General features: G+C 58.7%; 14 protein-coding genes and 2 pseudogenes. 2 read left to right on the top strand and 14 right to left on the bottom strand.

The features are described from left to right. Positions 1-234 precede the first annotated feature (234 nt). The 5 genes from AC3WVQ_RS29645 to AC3WVQ_RS29625 all read right to left on the bottom strand — a co-directional run bounded on the left by AC3WVQ_RS29645 (position 235) and on the right by AC3WVQ_RS29625 (position 5,414). Entirely contained in the window at positions 235-531 is a 297-nt protein-coding gene (locus AC3WVQ_RS29645; RefSeq protein ID WP_127890790.1) for a hypothetical protein, read from the bottom strand. A 164-nt stretch (positions 532-695) separates the two neighbouring features. Further along, positions 696-1,778, bottom strand: a complete 1,083-nt coding sequence (locus tag AC3WVQ_RS29640) for a nucleotidyltransferase family protein (RefSeq protein ID WP_192358303.1) — start codon at positions 1,776-1,778, stop codon at positions 696-698. Further along, positions 1,765-2,871 (bottom strand): phosphoenolpyruvate carboxykinase (ATP), encoded by a 1,107-nt coding sequence (locus AC3WVQ_RS29635; protein WP_192358305.1) that lies wholly within the window; start codon positions 2,869-2,871, stop codon positions 1,765-1,767. The genes AC3WVQ_RS29640 and AC3WVQ_RS29635 overlap by 14 nt, the downstream gene beginning before the upstream one ends. A 793-nt stretch (positions 2,872-3,664) precedes the next feature. Further along, on the bottom strand, positions 3,665-3,973 hold the full coding sequence (locus AC3WVQ_RS29630; RefSeq protein ID WP_060608662.1) for a DUF1236 domain-containing protein: 309 nt from the start codon (positions 3,971-3,973) through the stop codon (positions 3,665-3,667). Positions 3,974-4,988: 1,015 nt separating this feature from the next. Then, the gene (locus tag AC3WVQ_RS29625) at positions 4,989-5,414 is read right to left on the bottom strand and encodes a hypothetical protein (protein WP_192358307.1); all 426 of its coding nucleotides are present in this window, start codon (positions 5,412-5,414) and stop codon (positions 4,989-4,991) included. Between the two features lie 370 nt (positions 5,415-5,784). Between AC3WVQ_RS29625 and AC3WVQ_RS29620 the strand changes: the two genes are divergently transcribed. Further along, on the top strand, positions 5,785-6,201 hold the full coding sequence (locus AC3WVQ_RS29620) for a hypothetical protein (RefSeq protein WP_192358309.1): 417 nt from the start codon (positions 5,785-5,787) through the stop codon (positions 6,199-6,201). Between the two features lie 109 nt (positions 6,202-6,310). Here AC3WVQ_RS29620 and AC3WVQ_RS29615 read toward each other — a convergent pair whose 3' ends face one another. From AC3WVQ_RS29615 to AC3WVQ_RS29580, 8 genes and pseudogenes are all read right to left on the bottom strand, one after another. Beyond that, positions 6,311-8,317 carry an ATP-binding protein gene (locus AC3WVQ_RS29615; protein ID WP_492383382.1) on the bottom strand — a complete coding sequence of 669 codons (2,007 nt, stop codon included), beginning with the start codon at positions 8,315-8,317 and terminating at the stop codon, positions 6,311-6,313. 28 nt (positions 8,318-8,345) lie between these two features. Further along, entirely contained in the window at positions 8,346-9,854 is a 1,509-nt protein-coding gene (locus tag AC3WVQ_RS29610; protein WP_060608672.1) for an ATPase domain-containing protein, read from the bottom strand. An 82-nt stretch (positions 9,855-9,936) separates the two neighbouring features. Then, positions 9,937-10,031, bottom strand: a pseudogene (locus tag AC3WVQ_RS29605) (transposase); the annotation flags it as partial. A gap of 162 nt (positions 10,032-10,193) precedes the next feature. Beyond that, a complete protein-coding gene (locus AC3WVQ_RS29600; protein WP_060608675.1) occupies positions 10,194-11,900 on the bottom strand; it encodes a cation:proton antiporter in 1,707 nt (568 codons plus the stop codon). Positions 11,901-12,225: 325 nt separating this feature from the next. Further along, entirely contained in the window at positions 12,226-13,041 is an 816-nt protein-coding gene (locus tag AC3WVQ_RS29595) for an EAL domain-containing protein (protein ID WP_192445573.1), read from the bottom strand. A 105-nt stretch (positions 13,042-13,146) separates the two neighbouring features. Next, a pseudogene (locus AC3WVQ_RS29590) lies at positions 13,147-13,581 on the bottom strand (GAF domain-containing protein); the annotation flags it as partial. A gap of 12 nt (positions 13,582-13,593) precedes the next feature. After that, positions 13,594-14,292 (bottom strand): response regulator transcription factor, encoded by a 699-nt coding sequence (locus tag AC3WVQ_RS29585; protein ID WP_192358314.1) that lies wholly within the window; start codon positions 14,290-14,292, stop codon positions 13,594-13,596. Between the two features lie 5 nt (positions 14,293-14,297). Then, positions 14,298-14,789: a hypothetical protein gene (locus tag AC3WVQ_RS29580; RefSeq protein WP_192358316.1), complete on the bottom strand. Its 492-nt coding sequence runs from the start codon at positions 14,787-14,789 to the stop codon at positions 14,298-14,300. A 199-nt stretch (positions 14,790-14,988) separates the two neighbouring features. Here AC3WVQ_RS29580 and AC3WVQ_RS29575 point away from each other — a divergent pair, with 199 nt between their 5' ends. Then, entirely contained in the window at positions 14,989-17,820 is a 2,832-nt protein-coding gene (locus AC3WVQ_RS29575; RefSeq protein WP_192445576.1) for a hybrid sensor histidine kinase/response regulator, read from the top strand. Between the two features lie 625 nt (positions 17,821-18,445). Here AC3WVQ_RS29575 and AC3WVQ_RS29570 read toward each other — a convergent pair. Beyond that, positions 18,446-19,417, bottom strand: a complete 972-nt coding sequence (locus tag AC3WVQ_RS29570; protein ID WP_192358322.1) for a fatty acid desaturase — start codon at positions 19,415-19,417, stop codon at positions 18,446-18,448. Positions 19,418-19,501: the final 84 nt, after the last annotated feature.

The raw sequence follows: 19,501 nt of genomic DNA, 5'->3' as shown, positions 1-19,501 counted from the left end.
GTGCAGACCTAACGCGAAGCGGACCGTTTCGCGCGCGGAGGCCAAGGGTGAACGCGACTGTCGGGGGGCAGCAGCTTGATTCTCCGTCAGCGGCGCGACAATCGCAAGGCCGCCGTGCGGATATCTACAAACAGGACTTGGACATAGATCCGTTCAAGGTGAGCTCCCGGAGCTTCCATTGAGTTTCGGCTGCTTCTCATGTGGTGAGCCACTGGGCGACGAGCCAAATGTGGTCTAAGGGCGTCCGTTCATTTTGCTGCTGCTCTGCGATTGACCGGCACCCGGTCCTCCTCGCGAAACACCACGCCCGTGGCTGCTTCCTCTATTTGTCGAACTCGGCCCGTTACCCCACCCATTGTTTCCTTTGCTGCCGCCACCGCCACCACCCGAAGAGGCAATCGCTTGCGACGTCAGGCTGGTTGACAGAAGCATTGTGACGACCGGTGGGGTTACGGCCGCAAATCGACCGCAGCTTTTCAGAAACTCGCGCCGATCGTGGTCACTTCGAGATTGGTTGAGTTCTTCGGCCATCTGCCCTCCCACCCGTCCAACGGATGTCAGATATATTAGCACTAACTACTTTTACATAAAAAGCTACGAGTTATCCATATATCTTTAGATTTAGCTGGGGTGCCCTCCGCATATGCGCCCGAGGTCAATGCTCGGTTGCAAACTCGACAGGCTTCCCCAATCGGCTACAGTTTTCCGGGAAGCTTGGCCCGGAAGTTCCGCCGCAATTCGCGAGCCTTTCGCACAAGCTCCCGGCGCTTAGAAGGATAAGGCTCGCCCCCAAAACGATCCCAGGAGCGATAGTGGGCAACTTCCGAGATGAGAGTCAGGAGCGTGAGCGGAGCCCGCAGGTAGTCACAGCCGAGCTGAAGTCGCCGCCGGGCAAACTGGATCCTGGCCGTCGATCCCACTCCCCTAATCGCCGTTCGGTCTAGGCCGAGAAGCGCGGCGGCTGTTACGATTTGGGTCTCGACCGCGTTCCTCTCATAGCCGCTCGCAAAAAGCGCTCTAAGTCCGTTCCAGTCGACCGAGGAGGCGCGGGCGAGCGTTGCTATGTCCAGCAGATGGCGCAGGTCGAGTAGCCCGCGCCAATAGTCACCATCTTGAAACTGATCGTGAAGAATGAAAAGAATGATCTGCGCAAACGCCGTTGGAACGCGTACACGGCCTCCGCCAATATCGACCACGCAACTATCGCCATAAAGCCATTCCGCGTCTCCGAAGGAGGCCGGCCCTTTCGGTCGACACTGAAGATCAATGCTTCCGACATCCGTTGGACGGATCAGGACGACTGGGAGATGGTATTCCGCATTCCCTGGCCAGGAACCTTCACCGGAAGATAGCGCAACCTCATATCCCTGACGGCACAGTGCTTTTGATGCCTCTCGCATATCCTGGGGGCGGACAAGAATGTCCAAATCGGTCAGAAGCCGTGCACCAAGCGCTTCAGGGGCAGCACTCGCAAGGATGGCTGTCCCCTTCAGCACGATGGGCTCTATACCGATCTCGTTCAGCGATGCGGCCGCCTCCCCCAGCTGAGCTTTCAGTCTGCAATTTCGGTCAGTGTTCCGCCGATATATCATCGACAGATAGTTGGAGAGATCCTCCGGCAAGTGCGGGTTGGCTTCCTTCACCGCACCTGCAAGTGAGGTGATCGTCAGGCTTCTGTTCGCAAGGGCTACGATCCCGTCCCAGTTCGCCTCTTTCGGTATGTGCCCGTTGAGGCAGGAGGCGAGCGTAACCAGATCGCGCCAACTATTGCCTGTCATAAAGTCGCCTCAATGTCTCTACGGCTCTGTCGAGGGAAGAGTAGGTCAGCTCGACGGTGCGCGCCTGTGAAACCATATCGAGGAGCCGCTGAAACTGCGGCAAGGCGAGGCGACGCTCTGGCGTGTGCGCACCGGCCAGTAGTTCCGAAAGGGCACGCATGGGCTCAACGTCGCAAACCTCGACTGGCCCGGTGCGACGACGGCGGATCAGCACGACAGCTGCAGGCTGAACCCGCACGCGTGCAGCATAGGGCAGCCCTGTCGGATAGCGCACACGCTTATTGTCGAGCCGCCTATGGATTGGCGCTGCCAGAATTGCATCTGACATGTGGCCGAGCAGCCCCCAAGACCCCTGCTTCAATGCGGGCGAGAAGGGCACTCCCACAAACAGTCCATCCTCATCCATCAGCGCGATATCATCTCCGCCGTAGGTGAAGCCTGCCCCGAGCAATGCCACGGCGAGTGTCGTCTTGCCGGCCCCCGCCGCGCCACAGATCAGGAGGCCTTTTCCGTTCTTAACGAGCAATGCCGCGTGAAGTGCGACATTCAGGCCAAGGTTGGCAAGAATGTCGTCTGTCACAAGCGCCTTGATCGCTGGGGCAACCTCCAAGTCAGCGACAATCATACCCGCGGAACGATGTCGGCTGATGCATACGCGCTCGCCAAAACGCGCCACGTCGTACGCAGCCGTGTGTGACGTAGCGGCAGCAGCCCCATTGTGGGCGAAAATCGGGACAACGAGGTCGCGAAGCTCTCGATCATAAAAGGCGAGCGATACGGCGGTACCTTCGAAATCAAATGTCTGGGTGTCTAACGCAGTGCCCTCGTTCTCATCAAACATGATCTCCAGCAGATTCCATCGTGACAAATGGGCCAGATAGTCTCGCACCGACGCGTGCGCACGCGCTCGGCTTACGCCCCGGGCCACCAGGGCGCCTTCCAACTGATGCGCCGGCGCGGCCTCGGCGAGGAGGCAGGTAAGAAAGGCGCTCAACTCATCCAGTTGGAAAATCTGCTGGGACGCTTCGTCAAAGATAGTCTTCCGTTCCCCAAGCAAGAAGAAACTTGCACCGGCGGAGAGGCGGAACTTCATCGGCGCTTCTCGTTCGCTAAAGACAATTGAATCCACATTCTAGTCGACAATAGGGTTGCAAGAGCCGAGCGCCCTCGATTTCATGAAAATAGTCGCTCATCTGTGAGCGTGAGGAGGACGACGACCTCTGCCTGCAAGTCCGAGCACACCTGTCTGTATTCGCTGATCAGTTCTACGCGCGCCGGGTACTCCTGCATCAGGTCGTCGAGAGTCGTCGCGGCGAGCGCGTACGCCTCGAAAAGATCTAGGAGGCAAGGTTCTCTGGCTTGGCGCAGCTGAGGGCGATACCGAGGTAAAGCCATCCCCAGACGGGCTCGACCTAAATGCATCAATCTCATGGTTGCTCCCTCGCTAAAGCTCAAGGCTATTTTGACGTTGGGGCGGGTGGGGGAAGGATGGCACTGGTTTGGTGAGGATCGTTCGAGAGCGCGCTGCTTACGAAGAGATAGGCTCCGATGACAACTATCGCCAAGAGCGTGATGCCGATGGGCAACCCTCTAGACAATTTGCGCGGTGGCTCGCCGTAGCAGTATGGTTCGTACATTCTCGATCCTCCTGTCGGCAACGACACCAGAAGGAACCGAAGGGCGGGTAGGCTGCCCCGGCGTCGTTGTCGGACTATGGAGCACTGGATGGATTGTCCACAGGCTAAAGCTAAAATAACGCGACGATATGGGACCGCTACGGATTAGGACCTTTGCGGCCAGATTGTGGGACTAAAGTCCAATCGCCGTTCTTCCTCGCGTAGCTCGCGAAGACGTCCCTTCCCCGAAAGGAAGGGACGTGTCTTCAGTCATTCGATAACGCGAACGATCTTGCGAGTGCCTGGATCTACCAGCACGGTGCGATTATCGATGACCACATAGCGGTATTTGATGTCCGGCGCATCAATGGTGTGCAATTCCACCGTCTCGGGGAGTGCGGAGCCCACATTCAGCTCAACGCCCGGAAGATTGATGGAAGCGAGGGGTTTCTTCTTCACGTATTCGCGAACGACCGTTTCCTGCTCTGGCGTGACTAGGACCGTTTGAGCAAAACCAAAGCCGGAAGCCCCGAGCAGAAACAAACCTGCAAGGGCAGAACTGACAAAAACCTTCTTCATGTACGTCTCCATCTGTTTTGAATTCCCTGCTCTCAAAGCGGGAACACTTTGCAAACGCTCTTGAGGAATTACCGTTCCAGGGTCAGACTTCAGTCGCACGTACTTCGACTTAGGTCTTGCCGGCCGCCCAGACCATAGTCTGGCTCGGATCGGCTAAAGGAGGTCCAGGCAGTTCCCTCCTCCGCCTCCTTTGACCCTGCAACGCCGCGGTGCAACCGGCCGCCGCGAGGTCCTGAATGGCCTTCGAGGTGGCACGGCTATCGCCTCATCATGCTGAAGCGGGCAACGTGAGGGCAATCCCCCGTGGCGGTCACGACGACGAGAAGTTCGGGTCGCCGAGCCTCGCGAGTACGGCCATGTGGCGAGGCGGTTGTTCTCGACGACCAGGGTCCGACTTCGGCCTGCTTCAGCGCAGCGGTTGGCAGGCATCCGAGCCTGCACGATGCCGCCGAAATCATCTTCTTTGCCTTCGTTGTTCCGCATCTATCTCGGGATGATGCCACTTGCCGCACAACAGCAACTGCTCATAACCGATCGTCTCTGGCAGGACTGGCGCGATCCGCTTCTGCGAGGAAATGCACGCTTACGGCGCCGAGTTCTTCCGCGTCGCGTGCGAACACGGGCACGAAGGGATCAAGCCAAGCAGGGGGACCCGCCCTATCGATCGGAGCGCTGGCCGGAGCGTCAGAAGATTAAATGCGTGCCTCGCGACACCTTTGTGATCGGAGGTTATGGGGGCGCGACAGTAACTGGCGCAATTGACCGACTGCTGCTGGCGGCGAAGAAGGGCGCGGAATTTGTACGGTGCCGGATGGAACAAGGAATCCGTGCAGCTTCGCGAGCCTCTCGACATCATGCCGGCGATCCGCCCGCCAGTTGTGCTGAAACGAAGGGGCGCGCCATTTCTGCTACCTATCGTTGTCGCTGAAGCATGGCCCCATGGCCGCAACCTGCGTCATCCGTCATTTAAGAGGGTCGGCGAGCGAAACGATACGTTTACCAGCTCAATCGATCTCTACCGCGGTCGACGCCCCAGGCGGAGCTCCACCATCAGACGCACCAACCATCTTCTGACATCCGAGGTCGCAATAAATTCTTCTACATGTTCGATCGCGTAATCGAGCGTTTGTTCAGTCAGGGCAGTCGCCTCACTCGGCGAGGCAGTCAGGCTCCGCGCCCATGCTGACAAATCAGGCAACAAATCTACTACGCGGGAGTTCCCGTCGCCGCTCGTGGGGAGGCTGAACTCCTCCAAACGCGTTTCGAGTTCCCGCGCATCACGCGTGCCGCTCATGAACAATTCAAGGGTGTATCGGGCCAGCCACTCTCCCTCGTCGCTTTGGCGGTTTATCGCGCGAGCACTCACGATCTTCTCATAGACCGTGGCAATTACAGTGAAATCTTCAGGAAGTATGTATCCGGATTGTTGCGGAACAAACATGGCGCAATCTCCTCCAGTTGGGGCGAAAGCGCTTTTTGATCTTCCAGCCGCCGGAGCCCTTCTTAAAGTCCAGCGATGATCACATTGTGCGCCTCTGAAGGCTCAATTGAAAGTAACTTTGACATATTGAGCGGAATTCTGGTTTTCTGCTTTCGGATTTCAAGTTTCCGGCAATCGTACTGCCTTTGACAATGCCTGTTTGTTCGCGGCCGGCCAGAAACCTGTGTAGATCCTCAATCGCTGCCAGTCCTTGCCCAACCACCCGTCCAAGTTCTCGGGCGCCCAGGCGTTGGTTTGACCCTTGTGGCGCGAGGCCCAGGCACGCACTCCGCTGCGCTGTGAAGGTGAAACACCGAGAGTAACCAGCACGTTGGACCTTCGCAATCTGAGCTACAAGTCTCGGGCGGTAAGGGGCGTCGCCTTCAGGATCGCGCGCGGCGTGGCCTGGAGCAGGAAGGCCGGTCCGCGCAGGCTCAACCTTGCCAGCGCGATGGATGCGCGCAGGGTAACAGCGATGACAATGAGGTACGACCGGATCAATAAGGCAGTTCTAAACGCCGCCGCCAGCGGCCTCTTGCTTCGGCGCTGGGTAAGGTCCTGCAGCAAAACACAGAGCACTCAGAGCTGTTTGGCTGCTTCCCTTGCCGATCCCTTGGCGGGCTTTCTGATGGATGAGTTTCGTGGCGGCGTCAGCGACGAGGCGGAGTTATTTGAAGAAGCGATGGCGCATGAGGGTGTCCGCCACGGCCGGCATCCGTTCCTTGTCAAATCGCCCGCAGTCGCTTGAGCTTGATCAACTAGAAGCAATGGCGCGCCACCCAAGCTGGGGTGGCGTCTAACAAGAGGACGTGACGATCGGCAACGTGCCAAAGCCATTCATAACCTATCGCGTTGGTCTAACTTAGACCCCTGAGGACACTCTCGATCTCCACGGCGAGTTGTTGCTGACTGTAGGGCTTTGCGAGCCTCGCCACGTCGAAATCGATGCCGGGTGGCAGCTCGGCATATCCTGATGCAATGAGGATTGGAAGATCGGGAAATAGGTCCCGCGCGGCATTTGCGAGGTCTCCCCCCGTCATTTCCGGCATAGAATAATCCGTGATGAGCAGGTCGAAGCGGCCATCGTCCTTAAGATGAGCGAGTGCCTCCTTTCCAGAATGCGCCTCGACCACCTCGTGGCCCAGATCGATGAGCATGTCGACCGAACTCATGGCGATCAGGAAATCATCGTCCACCAGAAGAACGCGTAGCGGTTTTACCCTTTGGTCCGGTTCCGCCACCTCCGTGTCCTTTGACACAACTGGGCTTTCGTCCGAAACCGGAATCCAGAGCTCGGCTCTGGTGCCTTTCCCTGGCGTGCTGGTGAGCCGCAGCGCTCCTTGCAGCTGAAGGGCGAGGCCATGAATCATCGACAAGCCCAAACCCGTCCCCTTGCCAAGTTCCTTGGTCGAGAAGAACGGCTCTATCGCCTTTTGCAGCGTGTCGCCATCCATGCCGTGGCCCTCGTCGGAAACGGAGAGCACGCCGTACCGACCCGCCGCGAGTTCGCCCTCCGGCTTCGCCACATTCTCCACCTGAAGCGATATGCAGATCGTCCCGCCGTTCGGCATAGCATCTCGGGCATTCACCACGAGGTTGAGAAGGGCGAGCTCCAATTGGTTGGAGTCAGCAAGTACCGGATCCATTCGATCGGGAATGCGAATTTCGATCACAATGCCCGTGCCGACTGATCGATTAAGGAGATCCGTCATCTCCCTCACCAACTGGCCCAGATCTACTGGATCTACACTGAGGTCCTGCCGGCGCGCGAATGCCAAAAGCCGCTGTGTCAGCGACGCACCGCGCTTTGCGCCCTGAAGCGCACCATCGATCAAACGCTCGGCTTTCGCGTCACCACCAGTGTGTTTGCGCAGGAGCTCCAGGTTTCCTAGCACCGCCATCAAAAGATTGTTGAAATCGTGAGCGACTCCACCCGTCAGCTGACCGATAGCTTCCATCTTCTGGGCCTGCCGAAGCTGCGCCTCGGCACGCTCGCGCTGGGCCACTTCCGCCATGACGGTTCCGTGAGCCTTGTGCAGTTCAGCCGTCCGCTCGGCGACACGCTCTTCAAGGATTTCGTTCAATCGCTTTTGCTGCTCTTCGGACGATACCCTGGCGGTTATATCAGAAGAGACGCCAACCAACTTGACCGCGTTCCCACTCCGGTCGCGATAAAGCTGCGCGCGCATTTCCGCCCAATGAATGGACCTGTCGGGCCAGACGGTACGATATTCGATTGCATAGTCGGCCCCGCTCTCGATGGTGGCCTGCATCGCCGTTTTCATCCTCTCCACATCGTCAGGATGAGTAGCGGCAAGGAGGTCGCCATAGGTAAACGCCCCGCCAGCGCTTCTGCCAAACACCCCCCGACAGGTGATCGATGTGATCAAAGCATAGGTGGTGAGGTCAAGTTCCCACGCACCCAGATGGCCTGCCTCAAGCGCCGTCTTTAGCCGCCGTTCCCCCTCGTCCAGCGCCTCGATCCGGAGTCGAGCTTCGTACTGGCGTCGGCGGCCCCGCAGCGCCGACCTCGCAACGCTGATGAACGTCGTGGCATGAAATGGTCGTTCTACAAAGCTGACGTTCCCCAGCACCTCCAACAGGCGGCTAGCGGAAGGGTTACGCTCAGGCCCACCTCCTCGATGGGTCAAGATGATGAAGGGAAGGTCGGACCAGCTCGGTTGCGATTTGATCCACGCCGAAAGTGGGCGAAGGTCGGCCGAGCGCAAGGCCTCCTCCGTCACGACAGCAAAAGCAATGTCCTCATCCAGAGCCGAGACGAAAGCGGCAACGTCCTTGCCGATTTTCGGCCGAATGCCGGCTTCCGACAAAAGCGCGGCCGCGATCTGCGCGTCCCTTCCCAAAGGGGCATGGATCAGAGCAATGGCGTCTCTATTTGGAATCGTCCTCGCCCTCACTTGGCTTCAGCAGCGGTTGGTTTTCCCCGACAAAGGTCGGGACGCCGCGTAACACGCCTTGGAAATCCGAAAGCGGATCTCCAAGCGAAAGGCCGCCCTGGCCGATCGTAAACTCCCTTATCGTGTCCTCGTGTTTGCCGGTCCGCTTTTTCACGACGGAGATCGCCCTCCTGACCTTGCCGACCGCCTCGAAGTACCGCAGCAGAACGACGGTGTCGGCGAGGTAGGTCACGTCTACCGGCGACTTCATGTCACCGACCAGCCCATGCTGCGCCACCGTTACGAAGGTGTTCGCGCCCTGGCGGTTCAGATATTGCAGCAGCTCGTGAATGTGGAGGACGAGCGCGCTTTCCTCCGGCATGGAGGCCTGATAGCCGTTGATGCTGTCTATGACGACCGTCTTTGCGTCAAATCTGGTAACGTGCTCGCGCACACGCTGGGCGAACTCGCCAGGTGAAACCTCAGCTGCATCCAACTGCTCGATGTGAATCGAGCCGTCCCGCTGGTAGTCTTCCAAGTCAAAGCCAAGGTCTTTCATGCGCCGGAACAGCAGCCCCAGTTCTTCATCGAAGATGAAGAGGGCGGCCTTTTCGCCACGCTTGACGGCCGCTTCGACGAATTGAAGCGCAAAGAGACTTTTACCCATGCCCGCAGGACCGATCAGCAGCGTGCTCGATCCCCGCTCGATGCCGCCACCCAGCAACGCGTCAAGTTCAGCGATCCCGCTCTTTAACGTAGAGCGCTCGAACTCCGTGCGGTGCTCGATCGCTCGCAATCGCGGAAAGACGGAAACACCTCCAGTCTTGATGATGAAGTCGTGATAACCCCCGCGGAATGCCTGGCCGCGGTACTTGGTAATCCTCAGGCGGCGTCTTTCCGAACCATAGCTCGGCGCCAGTTGTTCAAGGTGAATAACCCCGTGCACTACGCTGTGAACCGTCTTGTCGAGACTGTCGGAGGTCATGTCGTCGAGAAGCAAGACCGTGGCGCCTGTCGAGGAAAAGAAGTGCTTCAAAGCCAGGATTTGCCGGCGATAGCGAAGGGAGCTTTGGGCAAGCAGCCTGATTTCCGACAGGCTGTCGAGCACAACGCGGTTCGGCTGAACCCTTTCGAAAACCTCAAATATCATTTTGGTGGTCTCGCCGAGTTCCAGATCCGACGAGTAGAGCAAGCTCTGCTGTTGTTCGGCGTTCAACAGGCTCTCAGGCGGAACGAGCTCGAATATTTCGATATTTCTATGGATTTCCATCCCGTGCGACAGGGCACTGTCGCGTAGCTCATCCTCGGTCTCGGACAACGTGATATAGAGACATTTCTCTCCGAGGGCGGCGCCCTGCTGAACGAACTGCATGGCGATCGTGGTCTTCCCCGTGCCCGGCGCCCCCTCGAGAAGGAATACGTGGCGACGTGACAAACCGCCCGAAAGGATGTCGTCCAGCCCCTCGACACCTGTTTTGGCCTTCGACATAACGCTTGTGTCCATTTTTGCCCTCCGTTGATCACAGGTAACTAGCGTCGAGCGGTGCGAAGGCAACAGGCGACTCGTCACCCTGCGCATGACACCTGCGGCTTAACCGACGATTGACCGTTTTCCATTTGCTATATCGCTCCGGCAGGTCTCGCCAGGGCGCACCCAAAGCAGAACCCATAAACGTCCGTTCACAAACAAATGTCAGTTTGCCGGCCAACGCATCCGTGTGCACCTTGTTCAACTGATATCATTTCAACGCCATCACGCGGTTCCGTGCTCAACACGGCAGCCCCTGAATCAGCGATTAGCAACCTTGAATGTCGATCCGTCCGCCTCGCACTAACAGCACGATCAGATTCCGACCCGTTCCCGCAGCTCCGGATTTAGCTCAGCGCGAAGCGTGGTAATGATCCGCCCTGCCTCTTCCTGCGTGAGGCCACACAGCAGAAGCGATTGGTCGGCGAGCGCTAAACCGGCCGCAAGATTTTCAGGAAAGACGACTTTCGCGCCGGCTTTGACAAGAGTCTTGATATCGTAGTCATCAGCCGTACTGACAACACAGGGAATTGCCACTTGCTGCTCGCTCGCAAACTTCAGGATTCGTTCGACGGCGGCGTGCCTGTCAAAAGTTATGACGACCAACCTGGCCCTTGCGAGGCCCGCGGCGGACAAAATCCGGCGATGCGCGGCATCGCCGTGCACGATAGTGTGGCCGTGTCGTTGGGCTTCTTTGAACCGCGCGAGATCGGACTCAACGGCGATGTGCGGTATCTTCGCCTCCTCAAACGCGGTCGCAACGAGGCGGCCGACACGTCCGCATCCACACAGCACAACATGTCGATCGAGCGCCTCGCATGTTGTGCGAAGCGCAGTCTCGGTTGCGGCCACGCGGGAGCGCCGATTACCCACGAGATGTTCGATAAACGCGCTGCGCTGAATCAGCAGTGGGGCTAGACCCATCGTGAGCGCAAGGGCAATTAGGACCGGTTGACCGATCTCGGATGGCAGCAGGCCGCTGTTCATGGCCAGGGTCAACAATAGCAGGCCGAATTCTCCGCCGTGGGCAAGGATGACTGCGACGCGGAGGGCGATCGCTGCGGACCTGCGCAGCATGAGCCCAACAACGAAGGTAGTGAGCGCTTTGCCGAACAGAAAGACCGCACACCAAGCGAGGATGGCGTAAGGAAACACCACGATCAGCCGGAGATCTATCTGCATGCCCACGGTGACGAAGAACAGACCGACAAGCACATCACGGAACGGGCGCAAATCGTCCTCGACTCGGTGTTGAAAATCGCTCCCGCCAATCACCATACCAGCTATGAAGGCGCCAATCGGCAAAGCCAGCCCAGCAAGATGAGCGAGATAGGCGGCCCCGAGCGCAACGAAAAGCGCCGCTAGGAGAAACAAGTCGTTCGAGCGGGACTTGGAAGCACCGGCAAGGACAGTGCGGACGAGCGGGCGGGCGACGATGGAAACTGCGATGAGTGCGATCGCCGCTAGCCCGAGACGCCCCACGAGATCGAACGGATCAACAGATGTTCGCCTCGACCAACTGTCTATGGCGACAAGCAGGGGGATCGTCGCTATATCCTGGAATAACAGGATGCCAAGGGCAAAGCGTCCATGCTGACTCGAAATCTCGCCTTGCTCGGCGAGCTGCTTCATGGCAACGGCCGTCGATGACATCGCCACAGCACCACCAAGCAGAATGGCGATGCGGGGATCAAGCCCGAGCCACCAGAGCGCGCCGGCAATCGTTGCCAGGGTCCCTCCCACCTGCAGGCTGCCTGCCAAGAGGACGTCGGTGCGCGCTGCCAGCAGGGTGGTCAGCGAGAACTCCAGCCCGACCATGAACATCAGGAAGATCAGGCCGAGTTCGGCGAGGAAGAGCGTATCGTCACCGAGTGCCACGAGGTTCAGACCATAGGGACCAATCGCAAGACCCGCCAGGAGGTAGCCCATGGCGGCAGGCATTCGCAGTGCGGCGAAGAACGCCACGGCAACGGCCGAGACCACGATCATCGACAGACTTTGAGTGAGCAGGTGGTCGGTCATCGTTATGCCTCGGCAGAGCGGGCGGGCGGTGACAATACCACATCAAAGCCGCGCTGACGGGCATTGCTGAGTAAAACCGAGCGAATGTCGGTTCTCGCTGCCGCCGGGCTACACAAGGACGAAGACGGCGGGTAAGCCGTCGAGCGTTGCCGTCTTCATCAATGACATTCAGACAGACGCGTGGGAGGACTGGTGAAGCAGCAGCACACGGCCAAGCGGACATTTGAGCGGCTGTGCTAAGACCGTAGGTTTTCCGACGGCTACACACAAAGCAACTACTGCATGGCGCGACAAATGCGTGGGAGGTAGCCCGCGGTCCCGTCCATTAGGCGGGAAAAAACCGTACATCAGAGGCGCCGACGGGTCGGCCGAAAAAGAATCCCTGGCCATAGTGACAGCCGAGTTCTCGTAGTGCGTGGAATTCTGTCACCGTTTCAACGCCTTCGGCGACGACCTTCTTTCCCAGCGCCATTGCCATATCTATGATGGCCTTCACAATGGCATAATCGGCGTTCGCGGCGGTCATCGCACGCACGAACGAACCGTCGATTTTAATTTGGTCATAGGCAAACTCCTTCAGATGCACGAGGGAAGCAAAGCCAGTGCCGAAATCGTCAAACGCGACGATAAAGCCGGCTGCACGCAGCGCCTCAAGCTGCACGCCGATGTCGCCGCCCTGTTCCGACAGCATCACACCCTCCGTGACCTCGATCTGGATATGCCGAGGCGATAGTCCTGCCGACCGGGTCGCGGCCAGGATTTCATCGACAAGGCAGGGGCTGCCCGGAAACGCGATAAACTGCGACGACGAAACGTTGACCGCGATGTGCCCGAAATCGACTCCGGCCGTCTCCCACGCCTGGGCTTGTGCGACGGCGCTCTTCAGCACATGGCTGCCGATGCGCCTTGAGAGTATTGGGTCGTGCAGAGCCGCGGCAAAGGTCGCGGGGCCGAGAACCGATCCATCGGGTTTCTTGAGCCTTAGAAGTGCCTCAAAGCCGACGCGCCGTCCAGTATCGAGCGCAATCTTCGGCTGGTAATGGAGCACGAAGAGACCCTGTGCGAGCGCCTCTTCCGCGATGGCCAGCGCCGCCTTGTCGGCTTTCGCACGATCGAGCCGGCCCGGGTCGATCCGGGACAACAGATACCGGTCTTCGGATTGCAGGAGACGCTCCACTGCGCAACGCGCCAGCCGATCCAGCAAACCGCGCACGTCCGCCCCGAGGCGTCGCGGCACCTGATCGAGAACGCAGAGCGAGCCGAGCCGAAGCCCTGGCTCGATCTCCAGCGGCACGCCGGCATAGAAACGGATCCTGTTGCTTCCGGTGACGAAAGGGTTTTCGGCAAAGCGGACATCGCGAGCGGCATCCGGCACGACGAAGGGCCTCGACGACCGGATTGTGTAGTCGCAGAAAGCGTCCGCTCTGCGGGACCTGTCCCCTTCGATGCCCCGCTTCGACTTGAACCATTGGCGTTCGCCGTCAAGCAATGTGATGAGACCGATCGGCGTATCGGCCGCAAGGCAGGCGGCATGGACGAGCGCATCCAGCACCGGATCCGGGCCGGTTGAGACGATGGACAATTCTCTCAGACGCTTGAGGCGAGCCGACTCATCCGGTGGATATCCTTTGGCACCGACCGCTTTCGCGGAAATCACATCACGGTTTTCACACTGAAGCATAAGGCTTTTCCATTATCCCTGCTGTTGGATATCGCTCAGGCGATAGCCCACGCCGCGGATCGTCTTAATGGCAGCGCCGCTGGCGGCATCCAGTTCCGCAAGTTTGCCGCGCAACCGGTTGATGTAGACGTCGATGGTCTTGTCGCGCGGATCGTACTCGCGAAAGAGCGCCTGCCTTGCAATGCAAGACTTCGGGCAATCTTCACCAACACTGTCGTGAAGGACCTGCAGTATCCGTCCTTCGAGTGCGGTCAGCGGCCGACTGGCGCCGCCGAAATCCATGGACAGGCGTCCGATGTCGCAATCGATATTGCCGATCTTGAAAGCAACGCTCTGCCGCAAAGCGTTGCGGCCTATCCGCGCCTCGTGCAGGCGATGGACGCGGGCACGCAGTTCCTTCACGCTGAACGGTTTCATCACATAGTCGTCTGCACCGACACTGATGGCGTCCGCCCGGCTATCGGCGTCTCCAACGCCCGAGATCATGATGATTGGGACGTCGGAACGTGAGCGCGCCTCGCGCAACAGATCCAACCCGCTCCCGTCTGGCAGGTTGACGTCGATGAGGATGCAGTCATAGGCAGCGAGCTCGTTTGAATGAATGAAGCGGTTCGCCTGCCTCACGGATGCAAGGCAATCCAGCCGATCCCGAGAATCCGACCAGTTCAGCCGCAACATATCAACGACGTCTCGCTGATCTTCGATGATCATTATGTTCATAATCTCTTCGAATGTTTGGTGGGGTGACCCAAGCCTTTTTCCTTTGCGCCATAGAGCGGGGATGGCATTGGGCGCAGCAATGGCTGCACGTTTTCGCTAACTGATATGGTTCTCGGGCTGAGGCTTTCCAAGGTGGAAAACGGTGAACTCATGCGTGCCAGCCGATTGACGAAGTCTGGCCTCAATTGCTTGACGAAGCAAAGATGCAGGATCCCCGGATCGCGGTGAACGACGATGCTGCCGACCACGACGTCAAACTTGCCAAAAACAACGTAAACGTGATCTCGAATCAGCGACTTTCCTATGCGCACGGTCGCCCCACCCTCGCTGATCTCCACAACGAGACAGCGCACGATCTGCATCTTGCGCATCCATTTTCCCGTGAAGAGCAGGTTACAGAAGAGCGTGACGCTTCGGCGGCACCATTGACGGCTGAAGTAGTCGGATTCGACGCGGCTCAGATAGGTCGTTCTCTTTGTTGCTTTCACAGGGTGACCTCGATGCTTGCCGAGGTCCCCCTCCGCCATCGGGAGGCAGGAACGCGGCAGTTGGATGCATCGATTAGACCGGCACACCGTTAAGCGACCGCGGCGTCAAATTTAAATAAAGTAAAATTTAGCGATCTCTCATGGATTGCGGCGTTGCTTAAGACTATCGAGAGGTTGAAATCAACGACGGATGGGGACGATGCGACGAGAAAACGCAATTGCTGGCAAGGGCTTTCGCATCCTGGTGAACGGTTTCAGGCAGTGTGCAAGGGATCGGTTTTCCGCTGGGGTGCTTGCTGGCGGCATCTCCGCTTTCGTCCTCGCCTGGCTCCCGACAACTGCATGGCTCTCGGTCGTCGGCGCGACGCTAGTCATCGTTTGGCGGCTCCATGAGGATTGGGTCCTGCCTCGCAACGCTCGCCGACAATCGCAAGACCTCTATGGAGACCAAGCTCTTCTCGAGATCGCCGGCAAGGCCGCGAGACTCGGCGGATGGGTGGTGCATCTGCCGGACCGGAGAATCGAATTGTCGGATGAAACCTGGGCGATCCACGAGAGAGCAAGGGGCAAGACTGTCACCTTCGAGGAGGGGATGGGCTATTTTGCGCCTGAGTGGCGAGATGCGATCACTCGGCATTTCGAAGCCTGCGTTGCGACCGGTCTGCCCTACGATATCGAGGTGAAGATCATTGATGGCACCGGCCGGCGGAAATGGGTTCGCGCAATCGGCGTGGCGATCCGCGACGACATGGGCCATATCTCCAAAATACAGGGCGCCCTCCAGGATATCGATGAGCGCAAGCGGCTGGAGAATACCGCCAGGGATCTTGAGCGGCGCTTGGCCGAGTCGATGGAGAACATCAGCGATGCGTTTTTCCAGCTTGATACCGATTGGCGCTTCACCTACCTCAACCGTCAGGCCGAACGTCTGCTGGAGCGCCCGCGATCGGCGCTTATGGGCCGCCCTATCTGGCAGGAATTCCCGGAGGCCTCCTCGGGGAGCATCCGGCAGCACTACGAGCGCGCCGTCCGCGAAAGCAAGACGGCCGATTTCGAAGTATTTTATGAATCCCTTGGCACTTGGTTCTCGGTCACCGCCTACCCCGGCGCGGGAGGGTTGACCGTCTATTTCCGAGACGTGACGAAACGGCATGCGTCCGATCAGCACTTGCACCTACTGGAAATGGCGATCTCGAGAATCGACGACTTCGTCATGATAACGAAGGCCGCATCGCAGCCCGGGGGCGGGCAAACGATCGTTTACGTCAATGACGCCTTCGTCAAGATCACCGGCTATTCACCGCACGACGCGCTCGGCCGATCTCCCGGCTTTCTCCAGGGGCAGCGGACTGACGCCGCCACGCTTGAAGAGATCAATCGCGATATCGCATTGTCGAAGGCAGTCCGGGCCGACCTTCTCAACTACGCCAAGGACGGCCACGAATACTGGGTGGACATGAGCATTTCCCCCATTTTCGGCTCCGACGGACGGGCGAGCCATTTCGTAGCAACCGGTCGGGACATCACCGACAGAAAGCGAGCGGAGGAACAACTGGCCGAAAGCGAGGAACGCTTCTCGATCGTTGCCATGATGACGACGGACGCAGTCTGGGACTGGGACATTGCGACCGGTCGTGTACAGTGGAACAGCAACATCAAATCCGTCTTCGGGCACGAGGACGTACCGGTCGAGGATGGTTTTCGGGAATGGGAGGCAAAGATCCACCCGGACGACCGCGCACGCGTGGTGTCCAGCGTGCTTGCCGCGATTGAAGGGAAGGTCGACACATGGCTGGAAGAATACCGCTTCCGCCGTGGAACGGGAACCTATGCCGAGGTTCTCGATCAAGGCCATATCATCCGCAATGCCGCAGGCGAGGCAACCCGGATGGTCGGTGGCGTCCGCGATATCACCGAGACACGGCTGAATGAGGCAAAACGGCTGCAGACACAGCGGCTTGAAGCGATAGGCCAATTGACGGGCGGCGTTGCCCACGATTTCAACAACCTGTTGACGGTTATCATCGGGACGGCGGAGACCTTGGCCGATGAAATTGCCGATCCGCGACTATCTGCGGTCGCGCAGCTAAACCACAAGGCATCACGGCAAGGCGCCGCCATCACACGTCAGCTTCTGACTTTCGCGGGACGTCAGCCTCTCGAACCAGCGGCTTTAAAAATCAACACTCCCATACTGGCAATGGAGGAATTGCTGTCGACTGCACTCGGCGAACTGATCACTCTCTGCCTCAAACTTGATCCGGCCGCAGGTCACATACGGGCAGATGTGGCGCAACTGGAATCGTCTATCATGAACCTTTGCATCAACGCCCGCGACGCTATGCCGGATGGCGGTAGGGTGACAATCTCGACGGCGCAAAGCGGTGACGACGCGGTGATCCGGATCTCCGACAACGGCTTCGGAATGGATGCGGAGACGCGCGCAAAGGCCTTTGAGCCTTTCTTCACCACGAAGCCCTTCGGCAAGGGCAGCGGGTTAGGTCTTAGCACGGTGTATGGCTTCGTGCGGCAGTCAGGGGGCCGGATCGAAATTGAATCGGAGCCGGGCAAGGGAACAACCATGTTCCTGTCCTTTCCTCGACTGGCGTCTACGGAAATAGCTGCGGAGCCTTTCTCGAACGGGGTGCTGGAGGGTGGCAGTGAGCGCGTTCTCGTCGTAGAGGACGATCTAATGGTCCGTGAATTCGCCGCCGCAACACTCATTTCTCTCGGCTACTCCGTTACATCTGCGGCCGACGCGTCGGAAGCGTTGCAGATACTGGAAACAGACGGGCCGTTCGATTTGGTTTTTTCAGATGTGGTCATGCCCGGCCCAATAGATGGCGACGCTTTGGCGACCAAGATCATGGCGCTGTATCCGAACCTCCCGGTTGTCCTGGCGACCGGCTACGCGGATGTCGAACGCATTGGCGCCACGTCACGTTTCCGGCCGCTTGCAAAGCCCTATGCGCGACGGCAGCTCGCTGAGGCTTTGCGGCAAGCGATTGGCGCTTCGCACGACAATCGATGAACTTCTGGGTACAATGTGGCGCATGCCCGCGATATTTGTAGTTGCTCAAGGCTTGGTCTCGTCGGCCCAACGAGATCTGACCGGCAACGGCCGTGAAGGTTGAAACCCTGCAGGCTTGCGGTTTCTGCGAAACCACCAATATTTAAGCGATATCGAATGCTCTGCGCATCGCACGTGGCCGCTTCGGGAGAGCGGCGCGCAAACGACTCGTCCCGCTCGGACGAAAGCGCCGTTCTCATCAACGTCTGGGAACCGCACGCCTCGTTTCGGCGCTCCATCATCCTCGGCGAGAATCTCCGCCACCCGACGCAAGGCCGCGCTCCCGCGCTGCAGTCAACGCTGCCTGGGGCTCATCATACGGCTCTGGTACCTCTTCAACCGGAAACCCAACGTGACGAGACTTTTCTTCTTCTTCCACGACTAAAATCGTCTGCGCTCCGGCCAACGAATCCACGAGACGGAAACTGACCTGTGGCCGGCCTTCCGGGGCCAGCTTCATCGACAGCGCAATGTCGGACGTGGCGTTCTGGTGCTCAGAAGTTTGCGAAGTTCGTAAATACCCACCAGCATTCCGGCCGTGCACACTGGAATCCCGCCGCCGAAGACTGTCGTGCAATCCTCTCCTCTACAGATACTCGTTAGAGATCATTGACGACGACCTTCTGTGAAGGGGATGACGCAGGTCGTCATGCGGCCTGAATAAGTAACGGCGCGCCACGTCGAGATAGCCGTCATAGATGAGCCCGCCATTGATCAACACAAGCGTCTGCTTGTGCCGTTGGTAAAGCGCCGGGATCCGGTACCAGGGAACACCCGGCCGCTGGTGGTGGAGGACATGCAGGTTGTTGTAGAGAAACAACAAACCAAAGAGCGTGCTGTTTTCGACGATCGCTGTGCGCTCGTCGTGATAATCGGCGTAACGGTGCTCCGCATAAGAGCGCAACCGGGTCAGGGCCGCGCCGACATAGACAAAGCCGAAGAGGTAGAGCCATAGAGGCATGCCGCAGACGGCGATGACCCAGACCAGAACGGCGGCTACGCCGATCGCGTGACGGATCCAGAAGTTGCTGCGGGCTCGATCCCCTTCGAGGAGGAGTGCTGCCTCCTGCGCCAAGAAACTGACGATCATCACCAGCGGACCCAGGGTCAAGCGCCCGAACAGGGTGCTGTTCCACCTGGCTAGAGACCGCCCGACGAGACCCAGCCGATCCCAGGCTGCCTGGGTGAGATAGGATGACTCCGGGTCCTCTATGGGATCCGTCAGATGTTCGTCGCGGTGATGGGTCAAGTGGCCCTCGCGGTAAATCGCGTAGGGCAGCCAAAGCGACAGCGGCGGCCAGCCGATGGCGTCGTTGATGCTCCGATTTCGGGTTGGATGGCCATGGATGACCTCGTGTTGCAGCGATCCATGCCAGGCGATCAGCCATCCGCCGAGCGCGATGACAACTGCAAGGGGGAGCGATTGCCAAAACCAGGTAAGCCCAAGAAAACCGCCATAAATGACAAGCGCGAGAACGACGGTCTGCCACTCAATACGGGTGATGCTGGAGAGGGATGATTGTGACGGAAGGTCTTCTGAAGACCGAGAATTGGACATGTCGTGTTACCCGGAAAGCGAAAAAAGCAATAGAATTCAACCGCCAATATAATCTGGCTGCACCGGAACCCGCGCCGCACGTCT

This window comes from Ensifer sp. EB106-05-01-XG146 (assembly GCF_058791875.1).
Note: the sequence above shows the minus strand (reverse complement) of the source record. Positions and strands in the feature narration are given on the sequence as shown.